Genomic DNA, 14,005 nt, shown 5'->3' with positions numbered 1-14,005 from the left:
ATTAGTAGCGCTGTTGCTTATCCGCAAGCATTCTGCGGATAACGCTGTTCTTTTTGCCGTAAGTATAGTAGATAACCAAACCAATTGCAAGCCATATGACCAAACGCAGCCAGGTATCGCCGGGTAAAAATGTCATCATGGCAAAACAGGTCAGGATCCCCAACACCGGCACCAATGGCACAAGGGGTGTTTTAAACGGCCGGTGAATATCGGGCTGCTGCTTACGTAAAATGAGTACGCCGGCACAAACCATAACAAATGCAAGCAGGGTACCAATGCTGGTCATTTCTCCAACCACGCGTATCGGTACAAAGGCAGCAAAGAGGGCTATAAAAGCGCAAAGCATGATATTTGATTTCCATGGTGTGCGAAATTTGGGATGCACTTCAGAAAAAATCTTCGGCAGCAAACCATCTTTCGACATAGAGAAAAACACACGTGATTGGCCTAACAGGTCGACCAAAATCACCGAGGTATAACCTATTAAAATAGCCAGTACAATAGCTTTACTCAACCACTGGTAATGCGTTTTTTCAATAGCGATGGCAACCGGAGCACCCGAACCTATAAATTCCTTATAGTTAGCCATGCCGGTCATTACGTGCGCAAATACAATAAAGAGTACCGTACAGATCAGCAGCGAACCTATGATCCCGATGGGCATATTACGTTGCGGGTTCTTAGCCTCCTGTGCTGCGGTTGATACAGCATCAAAACCAATAAACACAAAAAACACCAGCCCTGCGCCTCTCAATATGCCCGACCAGCCGTAATCACCCCAAACACCTGTATTTTGCGGAATGTAAGGATGATAGTTTTGTGGGTTAATGAACGACCAGCCCACGGCTATAAATACAATTACCACCCCAACTTTTAAGGTTACAATGATAGCATTAACCAATGCCGAACCTTTTGTACCCCGGATAATGATGCTGGTAACCAAAATCACAATTAAGGCGGCAGGCAAATTAATGATCCCGTTAATGATATCACCATTCGCTGTTTTGGCAGTTTCAAACGGCGAAAGCGTAAGCTGCGGGGGCAGGTACAGATCAAACCAGGATAAAAACTTAGTAAGGTACTGCGACCAGCTGATGGCCACCGTTGCCGCACCTACGGCATATTCAAGCGCAAGGTCCCAGCCTATGATCCAGGCGAAAAGCTCGCCCATGGTAGCGTACGAGTAGGTATACGCACTACCCGCAACGGGAATCATGGCCGAAAACTCGGCATAGCAAAGGGCAGCAAAAGCACAGCCAACAGCAGCAATTAAAAAAGAAATAGTTACCGCAGGCCCTGAATGCTGGCCAGCCGCGATACCGGTTAACGAAAATAAACCGGCCCCGATAATGATGCCTATCCCAATTAAAATAAGATTAATCGGTCCAAGCGAGCGTTTTAATGAATGTTCCCCTTCCTCCTTTGATTCGCGGAGCAGGGTTTCTATGGGCTTTTTGATCATGATATAAAGTCCACAAAGTTAGTAGATTATTGACGGGATAGGTTAGAGGTATATAATTAGGAGGTAAAATAAGAGCGTAATAAATACCTCTTAAGCCTCCGCTCGGCTCCGGCCGGGCGGAGGCAGTTTTTTGGAATAAAAAAAGCGGCAGGACCATCAGATCCTGCCGCTTCAAATTTATAAGCTTAAATAATATTAAGCAGTTGCTTTTGCGTAAAGCTCGGCAACGTGGTTCCAGTTGATCACGTTCCAGATAGCCGCTAAGTAATCAGGGCGGCGGTTTTGGTATTTCAGGTAGTAAGCATGCTCCCAAACGTCGATACCTAAAATTGGGGTACCTTTAACTTCAGCGATATCCATTAATGGGTTATCCTGGTTAGGGGTTGAAGTTACAGCTAATTTTTTATCGGCAGTAACAATTAACCATGCCCAGCCAGAACCAAAACGGGTTGCACCAGCTTCAGATACTTTGGTTTTGAAATCGGCAAATGAACCGAAAGTGCTTTTAATAGCATCAGCTAAAGCACCTGTAGGTTCGCCGCCGCCGTTGGGTGATAACAAAGTCCAGAACAAAGTATGGTTGTAGTGGCCACCGCCATTGTTACGTACAGCAGCAGGGAATTTAGAGATATTTTTAATGATATCGTCGATATTGCTTTCAGCCTCGGGCTTACCTTCCAAAGCTTTGTTCAAGTTGGTAACATAAGCCTGGTGGTGTTTGCCATGGTGAATTTCCATGGTCAGTTTATCAATGTGCGGTTCCAGAGCATCAGTAGCGTAGGATAACGCCGGTAGGGTAAATGCCATAATTTTAGTTGTTTATTTTAAAGTTTACTGTTTGTTGTGACGTAACAAATATAAGCGTTGATTGAAGTTTTTGTTCTAAATAATTGTCATGTTTTCTTTAGGTCATAGTTAATAGTTCATGGATCATAGCAATTTTCCATCAAGTATTACTCCTTCTGCTATGAACTATGATCCATGAACTATCAATTACCCTACTTCTTCCGCTTACTTTTAAAAAAATCCTTCACCAGCTGGCTGCATTCGGCTTCGCGGATACCGCCGGTGATCACTGTTTTGGGATGGGTTATTTTTTGGTTGATGCGGCCGAATCCGAGTTTGTTATCATAAGCCCCAAAAACGATCTTGCTTACCTGGAACCAGTAAGAAGCCCCTGCACACATTACACAGGGCTCCATAGTAACGTACAGCGTACAGCCTTGAAGGTATTTACCCCCAATTAAATTGGCGGCTGCGGTAAGGGCCTGCATTTCTGCATGGGCCGATACATCGTTAAGCCGTTCGGTAAGATTGTGCCCTTTGCCTATAATGCGGCCATTGTAAACCACGATTGCCCCGATCGGGATTTCATCTTCCTCCAATGCGTAACGGGCTTCTTTTAGTGCTTCGCCCATGAAATATTCATCGGGCGATATAGAGGCCTCATCCTCGAAACTGATATATCTCATTTAAATAAGTTTGCTGCCGTTTGGCACAGGCTTTTCAACAGCGGTTAATACAATGTCTCCGTTCTCATCGGCGAAACCGGTAACCAGAAACTCCGACATAAAATTGGCGATCTGCTTTTTAGGAAAGTTAACCACGCCTACAATCTGCCGGCCAACCAATTCTTCTTTGGTATAATGCTTCGTGATTTGTGCGCTTGACCACCGGATGCCGAACTCACCAAAATCAACCCTCACTTTAAAGGCCGGCTTACGGGCTTCGGGAAAATCTGCCGCTTCCAGTACAGTACCTACGCGCAGTTCTACTTTTTCAAAATCATGCCAGGTGATGGTTTCCATAGGGGCAAAGGTAAAAAAATATGCCTCTCTCTCTTCTCCAAAAGCTACCCTTAAGCTGTCAATTAATATTCGCCCCCTCCTTCACCTCATCACTGGCATTTTTAAGAATAGTATCATTGGCCTTCAGGTTCCCAAATATCTCGGTTGAGTCATGTCTCGATAACCCTTCCTTTATATCCGTTAAGGCTGCTTTACCATCTTTTACCGCAATTACATACTCCCTTTCGGTAGAACGGATAATGGCATTATTTGGCACTAACAATGACTTTGCGCCCGAAAGCATTGGGATTTTCACTTCGGCATACATACCTGGCTTTAATGTGTTTTGATGGTTTTGCACATCTATCTCAATAGCTTCAGAACGCATGCTGCCCAACGCATTGGCCGACCGGCTGATCCTGGCAGTTTGTTCGGTACCCGGCATGGCGTTAAATACGAATTTAACATGCTGTTTCAGATCAACCTTGTCCACATAATCTTCAGGGATATATACTTCCAAACGTAATTTACGGGTATCCTGCAATATCAGCATGGGCTGGTCTGTGCCTTTACCGGGCGCCACCAAAGCACCCGGCGAAACATTACGCTGTATGATCATGCCGTCAAACGGTGCACGGATGTTAAGATAATCCTGCATGGTACGCACCGATGCTACATTGGAGCTTTCCGAACGGGCCATAGCTTCGTCGGCCTTCATTTTTGCCAGTGCGTTATCCAGCTCAAGCGGCGAAACCGAACCCGGCTCTTTGGCTGCTTCTTTCAAACGCTGGTATTTTTCCTTGCTGGCAACGGCGTTTTCGCGGGCCTGCAGATAGCGCGAATCGGCAGCCTGGAGTTGAGATTCCATTTCGGGCGCTTCAAGCGTGATAAGCAGCTGCCCCTTTTTTACGAGTGTACCGCGGTCGACAAAAACGGTTTTTACGAAACCATTTATTTTAGGAAACAGGTTCACCTCGTTATAAGGTTTCAACTGCCCCGGCAGCCTGACCTCGCTTGACAACGCTTTTTCGGCCACGGTGCCGGTTTCGTATTCCTTTGTTTTTTGGGTGGATTTGGATGCTGTGAGATCCACCGGTTTTTGGCTGCCCGCACAAGCGGCCATTAAGCTGATACTGCTTAGCAGTATGATATATTTTAGTTTCATAATATTAACTGTTGAAGGTTTCAAGTTGTTGTTGAGGTCCATTAACATTTACATCCTTCATTAAGGATGGTGAATCATAAGTGGTTTTTTGCTGCACCCAGGCAAATACCTGCGGTAGTATAAACAGGGCAGCTAATGTTGAGGCAAATAAGCCGCCTATCACCGCGCGGCCCAAAGGAGCTGTTTGCTCGCCGGCTTCGCCCATGCCCGATGCCATGGGGACCATGCCTGCCATCATAGCCAAACTGGTCATGAGGATAGGTCTTAACCTGATAGACGCGCTGGTAATAGCCGCCCTCGTCGAGTCCTTATAATCGAGCCTTAATGTTTCGGCATTGGTTACGATCAGGATGGCGTTAGCTACCGACACACCGGTAGACATGATCATCCCCATATAACTTTGCAGGTTAAGTGTAGAGCCGGTGAGTAACAAAGCGGTCAGCGAACCCAATATTACCGCCGGCACAGTTGAAAGTACTGTGAGCGATAGTTTAAACGACTGATAATTAGCAGCCAGCAACAAAAAGATCACCAGGATGGCAAACAATAAGCCGTTTTGCAGGCTATCCAAAGTTTCTGTTAGCAGGCTCGACATCCCCTTAATTTCGGCCAGCAAACCTTTGGGAGGAGTACCAGCTGATTTAATGGCTTGCTGTACAGCAGCAGTAGCCGTACCCAAATCCTTTTTATAAATATTAGCGCTTACAGTTAAAAAACGCCTCGGGCCGGCGCGGTCATATTCGCCAGGTACATAGTTAACCTTGAAGCTGGCAATATCGCCCAGTACCGGTGTGCTTTGCCCCCTTACCAGCGGGATCTCCTTCAACTCATCCATGGTATTCATGACGTACTCGGGGATCTGTACCTGCACCTGGTAGGTGTAGGCAGATTTTTCATCCAGCCATTGATTTTTTTCGGTAAAGCGGCTTGATGAGGTACTTGCCGTAACCGAGCGGGCAATATCTTTAATATCCAGGCCCAACTGGGCGGCTTTCAACCTGTCCAGCGTTATTGCCACCACCGGGAATTTTAAAGGCTGGTTAATCTGCACATCCCGCAGGTAGCTGATCTTTTTAAGGCCGGCCAAAACTTTGTTCGAGTAGCCTTCTATCTGCGCCATATCCTTACCAGCTACCCTTATTTCGATAGGTGTAGATGCGCCCTGGCTCATGATCTTCTCCGTCATATCGATAGGTTCAAAGGTGATACGCAACCCGGGGATACGGGAGGCGATATTTTTGCGCAGGGCATCTTTCAGGTCATCCATGTTGATGTGGTAATCCTCATCAAGGTTAACCTGTAAAACAGCCTCATGAGTACCGGTATTAAATACATAAAGGTTACTGGTACCGTAGCTGCTGGGCACTATCCCCACATAGCCCGATGTAATGGCTACGTGATGGTTTACCGTGCTGTCGATAATTTGCAGTACCTGTTTCAGCTTACCTTCAGTGCGCTCAAGCCTTGTACCATCGGGTTCTTTGATCCTGATCTGGAACTGGCCGTTGTTGAGCTTCGGCATCATATCCTTCCCGATAAAAACAAAGCAGGCCCCGGCCAATCCCAAAACAACCACAAGGTATACGGGCACTATCAGTTTTTTCCTGGGCATCCAGCTTTCAATGATTCGCATAAAACGCATTTTTACCCGTTCAAACAGGTCGTTCTTTTCGGGATGTTTCTGCTCCTGCTGCAGGTGGTGGTTTACCTGTCCTTCTTCCGGCCGGTCTAAAGCTTCGCCGGCATGGGCATGCAATTTCCCATGCTCATAATGCTGATAGGTTTCGGCCTTGATAAGCCAGTTTGATAAAATAGGCACCAGCGTTTGCGCTATGATGTACGATACGATCATAGTTAAACCAATGGACAGCGACAGAGGCAAAAACATTGCCTTTGGCACACCGTTCATCATAAACGACGGCGCAAATACGGCAAGGATACAAAGCAGAATGAGCAACAACGGGAACGAAATCTCCTGGCAGGCATCATAAATAGCCTGTGCCTTGTTTTTGCCCATCTCCAGGTGCTGGTGAATATTTTCGATGGTTACTGTTGCCTGATCGACCAGGATCCCGATGGCGAGGGCCAGCCCGCTCAGTGTCATAATGTTGATGGTTTGACCAAACAGGCCCAGCAGCAATACCCCTAATAATATAGATACCGGGATGGTGATCACCACAATTAAACTGCTGCGCCAGTCGCCAAGAAACAGCAGCACCATCAAACCGGTGAGTATAGCACCTAAACCACCTTCGGTTATCAGGCTTTTTACCGCGTTTATCACGAAGATGGATTGGTCAAACTCATACGAGATCTTCACATCATCGGGCAAAAGGCTTTGTATTTCAGGGATCTTACTTTTTAGCGCCTGTACCACACTCCAGGTACTGGCATCGGCGGTTTTTACCACCGGGATGTAAACGGAACGCTTCCCGTTTATTAATGCGTAATCCACCGTAACATCGCTGGCATCGGCAACGTGGGCAATGTCTTTTACCAAAACAGGCACCCCGTTTTTGGTTATCACCGGGATATCGCCAAATTGGTCGGGTTGTTTAATAAGCGTATTAATGGTGGTAACAAACATGGTGTTGCCCAACCGAAGGTTACCTGATGGCGACATCACGTTGAAGTTGGCCAGTGCGCCTACCACCTCATCGGCCGTGATGCCGTAACTGCGTAATTTATTAGGGTCGACGTTTACAGTGATCGACCTTGAATTGGCGCCAAACGGCGGCGGCGCCGAAAGCCCCGGTACTGAAGCAAACATCGGCCTTACTTTGGTGGCTGCCAAATCGTAAATTTCCTTAAGGCTGCGCGATGGGGCCGATAGCACCATTTGCCCTACAGGTAATGATGATGCATCAAATCTTACCACTTGCGGCGGTAAGGCACCTGGCGGAAAAAACTTCATAGCCCGGTTAACCTGTAGGGCAACCTGCGCCTGTGCTTCAGCCATATTGGTGCTTTCATAAAAACTAAGCTTAAGCATGGTTAAGCCCTGTATATTTTTACTGGTAATGTTTTTTACACCGTTAACATATAAAAACTGATCTTGCAAACGGGTGGAAAAGAAACCCTCCATTTGCTGCGGAGACATCCCCCCGTACGATTCTATAACATATATAGTAGGCAGGTTTAGCTGCGGGAAGATATCTATAGGAATATTTATTGCACTAAGCACTGCAAATATGAGCAGGCTAAAGGTTATCACTACAGTAGTGACAGGCTTTTTTAGTGCTGATGTGACCATTGACATAATTAAATTATTAAAAAAGGTTTAATACAGTATTTACCTGGTTGCTGGTAACAGCCTGCTGGAACAGGGCATTTGAATAGGCATACCTGGCCTGTACATAATCAGTTTCGGCGCGGTAAAGGATATTGAGTGCAGCGTTAAGTTCAATGATATCGGTTAAGCCGTTTTTGTATAATGACAGCTTTTGCCGGTACCCATCGGAAGCCGCTTTAAGCTGATGGGGGATCTCAACCAGGCGCTCCCGGGCCGTTTGGAGCTCCACGCCCGCCCGATCTGCGCTAATGGCCAGCAATTGCTTTTGCTCGTCCAGCTTCCGGAGCGTATAATCTGTATTGGCACGCTGCGTTCTTAGTTTCAGTTGCTTGCGGCGCAGATCGAACAGGTTGTAAGAAATGCCTATACCTACGAGGTAGTTATTCCTGTCGAAACCCCAGCCGCTGCTGAGGCTGTTAAAATGATCGTTCGCATCAACACTCGATCCCCTGCCCCAAACGGCGCCTTCCAGTAATATTTTAGGATTGTAGCTTTTTTTAACCAGTGTTTCACGCTGTAAGCTGTTTTGATATACCGATTTATAATAATTGATCAACGGGTGGTTAATAGTATCGATAGCCAAAGGCTCCAGGGCGGTTGCGGTGTTGATAAGATTTGTTTCGGCGGCGGTATCGGGTATTATCGTCTGATACGGTAAACCGCTGACAGCCGAAAGCTGTAACTGGACCTGCTTCACCTGGTTGTTAAGCTCAATATAATTTAAACGGGCTTTTGACAGCTCGGCCTCGGCTATGCTGGTATCAACGCCTGCCCTTACCCCGCTTTTGGCGAGCGACTGTACCGACCGGCGGATCTCCTGGTTGCGTTTTATATTTTGCGCCTGGATATTGAGGAAGTTTTCCAGTTTCATCAGGAGCAGGTAATTGCCTATGGCATAGGCCTGCAACTGATATTTGGAATCGGCAAACTGGTTTTGCTGTACCTGGATATCAGAGTTGGCTACTTTATTCTGAGCACCATAAGCACCAAAATTATAGATCTCCCAGTCGAGCGCGACCACCCCGACGTTGGCTGAGACAGTGGTGGTATTACTTTCGGTACGTACCCCCCTGGAGTTGGATGGGATGATGCCAAAGCCAAAGTATGGCCCTGCAACGTTGTTGTTGGTACCATAATCAGCCTGGTAATTTAATTTAAGGTTGGGGAGCCAGCCGCTCCGGGTTTCGGTTGCCTGGGCTTGCTTAATCGCTGTCGCTGCCGAATCGGTTAGTAATGCAGGTGCGTTTCTGTTTACGCTGTTGAGCAGGGCTTTTAAACTAACCGGTGTGTTATTTTGCTGCTGCGCGTAACCACAGGCTGTTATTAGCAGGCCCATTAACAGGCAGCAGAACTTCTTTGAAATTCGCATATCTTGATTTTCCGGAATATGCCTACCGGGAAATGCCTGCACAAACTGATCGTAAATACAGATCAGTAAGTACTGCAAAAAATACCGGTAAACGATGGATAATTAATTGAAAAAATGATCGGTAAAGCATCGAAGGCAGAGTACCTCCGGATGGTCAGATCAAATACGGAAAGTGCGAAGAGAAAGATAAGTATATTGATAATGGGGCTTAAACCCGAAGGATCGAAAAAATGGCTTCGGATTCAATTTCCATAGCTGCAATGCAAAAAACAGCAGTATAAAGCTGCCCACAACAGCACTGATCAGATCGGTAACGGACTTCTTTTCTTCAAGGGTTGATTTGTCCGGTCTTTGAACATAGCTTGATTCGCTGAAGCTGTTGTGCAGGTTCTCCATCTTGCGTTTAAAAACCGAATTAAATCCTGTTGAACGTGTACAGGCCAGTTGCGTTAAGCGGGGGAGGAAAAAAACATGACTGCTCGCGATAAGCAAATAAAACGTCATTACCGATAATATCCGCAACGATTTTAAAAACTCGGTATTTCGCTTATTCAACATATTACTTGTGCTGTACAAAAATGAAAAAAATAACCTATTTGTTTTGCAAAAGTATTGTTGCATTTATCTTCTCAATACAATCATGAAAAAGGTGCCAAGTACAGATATTGGGAAGACAAAAACCTTCCCTACACTCTGCGTTTTAAACAAACCCGGGCAGCAATAGCCAATACATTAACCCTGACGAGCTATAGTTTTGTTATTAGCCACAGTATACCATTTCGAAAGCTTATTCATCAGCTCATCAAGTTTTACAGGCTTGCTCAGGTAATCATTCATACCGGCCTGCAGGCAATCCTGTTCATCGCCGGCCATGGCATTGGCTGTTAGCGCAATAATAACAGGTTGCTTAATGTTTTCTTTACGGATTACGCGGGTAGCTTCAAGCCCATCCATAACGGGCATCTGCATATCCATTAAAATAAGCTCATACTCGTTTTGGTACAGGGCCTCTATCGCTTCGAGCCCGTTTTTGGCCATACCCGGCTTATAACCCATTTTATTTAAAATGTGCTTAATAACGTGCTGATTAACCTCGTTATCTTCGGCAATAAGGATATTGAAGGGATATTTATCACTAAAATCAACCGAAAGTTTGCTCTTTATTTGTTTATCATCGGTTTGGACCGGTTTATTCCTGAGTGCCATAAAAACCTGTTTGCCCAGCACTTGTTGTTTTATCGGCTTGCTCATAACAGAGGTAAACAGCGTTCGCTGATCTTTTATAAATTCTTCGCCAACCGAACTTAGCAATATAATAGGAAGGTGGCTGTACCCTTCCCTGATGATGCGGGCCAGCATAACCCCATCCATTACAGGCATGTTCATGTCGGTAATAACCAGGTCAATGTCTTTATTTTTTTGCAGGATCACCAAAGCCTCGGCCGCAGACTCGGCTGGTACCGATCTAAGGTTCCAGTTTTCAAACTGGCGATTTAGGATTGACAGGTTGGTGTGGTTATCATCAACTATAAGTATTTTTTTGCCGCGCAGCTCCTCAAGATCAAAACTTGCAGGCTGCTGGTGGGAAATCTCGCCGGGATAGGCGTTTATAGTAAAGAAAAACTTTGTACCGGCACCGGGTTCACTTTCGACACCTATGCTGCCGCCCATTAGTGCAACAAGCTTTTGGCAAATGGCCAAACCTAAACCGGTACCCCCATATTTACGTGTAGTGGAGGAATCGACCTGTGAAAATGCCCTGAACAGGCGGTGCAGCTTATCCTGCGGGATGCCTATACCTGTATCCCAAACGTCAAACCGTAATTTCAGCAAACCATCGGGCTGTTTATCAACACATCTAACCTTAATGCCTACTTCGCCTTTCTCCGTAAATTTTATAGCGTTGCTTACCAGGTTGATAAGTACTTGCTTAAGTCGCAGCGGGTCGCCGATGATGCCTGGTGATATATCTTCCGCAATTTCATAAACCAGGTCGAGCCCCATTTGTCCGCCTTTAACTGCAAACATATCCATCACATCTTCAATACACTGTCTCAGGTTAAAATCATCCTGTTCAAGGTCAAGACTGCCTGCTTCTATCTTTGAAAAATCAAGAATGTTATTGATCACATGGATGAGCGTTTCGCCGCAGCTGATAATGGTTTCGTTAAACATACGCTGCTCATCATTGAGCTCAGTTTCGTTCAACAAAGCCGACATCCCGATAACCCCGTTCATAGGCGTACGGATTTCGTGGCTCATGGTAGCCAGGAAAATACTTTTTTCCTGGTTAGCCTGATCGGCCGCCAGGCGTGCCTTTTGAAGTTCCTGGTTCGAGTAGTTCAGTTCCTGGTTTGCGGCTGCCAAAACCTCTTCATTATGTTTACGTTCAAGCGATAGCTGGGCTTCCCGCTGCAGATCGGCCATTTGCAGGGTTTGCACTATCCTAAGTTCATTATACTTGCGCAACTGGTAGGCCCAAAGCCCGCATATGAACATGATAACCCCGGTAAGCAATACATGTATAATAAATGTTTGAAGATCAAAGTAATTGAGCTGGGTGAAAAATATGCTGCCATAACCAATATCCTGCAGATAGCTGAAAACAGCATGGTGTACAATAACAACTAAAAGCAATGGCAATTGTAGCCTCCAGTTTTGGTAGGTGATAAGCAGCGCACTCGAAATAAAAGCAAAAAAGTGCATCTCAAACAAGCCGTGCATCTGGTAAATATACTGAGCCATAAAAATGCCCAGTACAGATGCCAGCACGTATTGGTATAAAGAAGAATTAGGCAAGGCTATTTTAGCGGTATAGTATGCCAGCAGGCAAAGGCCGCCAACGCCAAAGGCTATAAGCCAGGTATCATAAAAACAGGCCAGTGCTAAACCAACTACAAAATGTAAAGGCAGGAAATAATCCATCAACCTGTCTGAGCGGTCTTTGATCTCGGTTTGAAAATTAATGTTTTGAGCTATGTCTGCGGTCACTATGATTGATATTTAGGGGGTAATATTAATTATGACAGTCGGGCAGTCGACAGCCGTATGAGGTTAATGCAAGCTTATTAAATGTCAGGCATGTATTGTCGTTTAGTAAACCATTAATAGCCACTTTGGCAAAGCTTGTTTTTTCATCGGTACAATAACGGCTTACGTTATAATTGCCGCGATAGTACAACCTGCTGCCTGTATCAATAAGGGCAACCTGGGGTGTTGAGTAAACCCCGCAAGCCTCAGCAACCGATGGGTCAAATATCACAGGGAGTTTCATCCCAAACTTATCCCGGATCTCGCTTTCGGTGAAATGTTTGCTGCTCATGATCACGATGGCAAAATTCACCTGCCTGCGGTATTGCTGGGCAATAGCTTTAAACTGTTTGATATTAAACCTTGAACAGGGGCAATCCGGGTTGAAAAAGTGCAGGAACAGCGGTTTGCTGTGATCCTGGTAGTGCTTTGGATTGATGGATACAACCGTGCCCTGCTTTACTGCTTTATAGTTTTTGGGTACAGGAGTTGGCAACTGGTATTGCAGCTCATTATACCAAAATAAAGCGCCAACAGCGATTAAAAGTATCACAAGCCAACCAACAACTAACGTTTTTTTCATTGTACCAAAGGTTGGCATACTTCAACAGAACAACTGGAAATCAGCACAAAACCACTTGTAAAAATAATTATTTTTAGTGTACAAACAACACTTTTTCGGCATTTTAAACATACAGGTTTTAATTTAACCGTAGGCTAAACCCTTCCTTAATCTTTAATTAAACTAACGAATAGGCCATGCAGTTTATTTAGCAGCCTGTTTTTTTCTTCTTTCGGTTAGGTAACGGCGTAATGGGATATCGTACACTACCATAACCAGGTAAGCAAACGTTACCAGTACAATTAATCCAGGTATAATGATATACGCCAGGTGAGCAGCATCGGGTTTATTCGCTGCATAGTAACTACCAAACATCCACATCACAAAGTAATGCGTCATGTATAAGGGGTAAGAAATATTGCCCGAAAAAACACATATTTTGTGTAAGCCGTTATTAAGAACAGCACCTGCCCCCAATGCCACCAGCAATGGGAAATAAATAATAACCACAATAGGCTCGGCAAGCCAGTTCCATGATGAAAACGGCATCAGGAAAGCCAGCATTAATAAAACCGAAAGACCAATAAAACCAATCTTGTTTTTGATAATCAGGTTATAACGGTAAACCAGCAAACCAGCAGTAAAAGAATACGCTATCCGCACACCTCCATCCCAAAAAGTGTCGCCGCTCCAGCCGCCCATTAAATTACCCGAACTACCGGCTACGCAGCAAATCGCTATCGCCGAAAGTATAACAAGTATTATCAAATAACGCCGGGCAAAACGGTAAAGCACAAGCGCATAAACAATATTGGCCACATATTCCCAAAACAATGACCACGCCGGGGCATTGAAGCCAAATAAGTTGAAATATCGCTCGGTCATGGTAGCGTTAGGGATCATTAATATCGAGCTAAAAAATAAAAGGAATATACTGCCCGCGCTACGAGCAATGGGCTGGGTATTAAACGGATCAAATATAAACCCTAACAAGCCCAATACCGAGCCAAAAACAACAAGCGGGTGCAACCTGATCAACCTCGATTTGAAAAATTCTTTTATACCTATTTTGCCGATCCTGTCGTCATAAGCATAGCCGATTACAAAGCCCGACAGGCAAAAGAAAAAATCAACCGCCAAAAAACCGTGACCTATAAAATCCTTACTATAGTCGGGATAAGCAATCTCCATAAAATGGAAAGTAACAACTGCTATAGCTGCTACGCCCCGCAGGCCGTCAAGAATTTCAAAATGTTGTTTGGTTTTAAGGATGCCGGGATTTAGTTTTTCCATGCGCTATATCGATTTACCTGGTATGCCGGTAAAGAAAGGAAAATT

General features: G+C 45.2%; 11 protein-coding genes. All 11 read right to left on the bottom strand.

The features are described from left to right. Window position 1: 1 nt before the first annotated feature. Entirely contained in the window at window positions 2–1,462 is a 1,461-nt protein-coding gene (locus tag SNE26_RS26605; RefSeq protein ID WP_321556871.1) for an amino acid permease, read from the bottom strand. A gap of 195 nt (window positions 1,463–1,657) precedes the next feature. Next, window positions 1,658–2,269, bottom strand: coding sequence for a superoxide dismutase (locus tag SNE26_RS26600; protein ID WP_091172779.1), 612 nt, complete (start codon window positions 2,267–2,269; stop codon window positions 1,658–1,660). 191 nt (window positions 2,270–2,460) lie between these two features. Beyond that, on the bottom strand, window positions 2,461–2,934 hold the full coding sequence (locus SNE26_RS26595; RefSeq protein ID WP_321556870.1) for a nucleoside deaminase: 474 nt from the start codon (window positions 2,932–2,934) through the stop codon (window positions 2,461–2,463). Beyond that, window positions 2,935–3,270 carry a tRNA-binding protein gene (locus SNE26_RS26590; protein ID WP_321556869.1) on the bottom strand — a complete coding sequence of 112 codons (336 nt, stop codon included), beginning with the start codon at window positions 3,268–3,270 and terminating at the stop codon, window positions 2,935–2,937. 58 nt (window positions 3,271–3,328) lie between these two features. Further along, window positions 3,329–4,414, bottom strand: coding sequence for an efflux RND transporter periplasmic adaptor subunit (locus tag SNE26_RS26585; protein WP_321556868.1), 1,086 nt, complete (start codon window positions 4,412–4,414; stop codon window positions 3,329–3,331). Window positions 4,415–4,418: 4 nt separating this feature from the next. Then, entirely contained in the window at window positions 4,419–7,667 is a 3,249-nt protein-coding gene (locus SNE26_RS26580; protein ID WP_321556867.1) for an efflux RND transporter permease subunit, read from the bottom strand. Between the two features lie 16 nt (window positions 7,668–7,683). Beyond that, window positions 7,684–9,042: a TolC family protein gene (locus SNE26_RS26575; protein ID WP_321556866.1), complete on the bottom strand. Its 1,359-nt coding sequence runs from the start codon at window positions 9,040–9,042 to the stop codon at window positions 7,684–7,686. Between the two features lie 192 nt (window positions 9,043–9,234). Next, window positions 9,235–9,633: a hypothetical protein gene (locus SNE26_RS26570; protein ID WP_321556865.1), complete on the bottom strand. Its 399-nt coding sequence runs from the start codon at window positions 9,631–9,633 to the stop codon at window positions 9,235–9,237. A 174-nt stretch (window positions 9,634–9,807) separates the two neighbouring features. Then, window positions 9,808–12,066, bottom strand: a complete 2,259-nt coding sequence (locus SNE26_RS26565) for a response regulator (protein WP_321556864.1) — start codon at window positions 12,064–12,066, stop codon at window positions 9,808–9,810. Between the two features lie 25 nt (window positions 12,067–12,091). Continuing rightward, a complete protein-coding gene (locus SNE26_RS26560; RefSeq protein ID WP_321556863.1) occupies window positions 12,092–12,688 on the bottom strand; it encodes an AhpC/TSA family protein in 597 nt (198 codons plus the stop codon). A gap of 183 nt (window positions 12,689–12,871) precedes the next feature. Beyond that, the gene (locus tag SNE26_RS26555) at window positions 12,872–13,960 is read right to left on the bottom strand and encodes an acyltransferase (RefSeq protein WP_321556862.1); all 1,089 of its coding nucleotides are present in this window, start codon (window positions 13,958–13,960) and stop codon (window positions 12,872–12,874) included. Window positions 13,961–14,005 lie beyond the last annotated feature (45 nt).

The organism is Mucilaginibacter sp. cycad4, from assembly GCF_034263275.1.
Classification (GTDB): Bacteria; Bacteroidota; Bacteroidia; order Sphingobacteriales; family Sphingobacteriaceae; genus Mucilaginibacter.
This window is presented reverse-complemented; position numbering and strand designations above follow the sequence as displayed.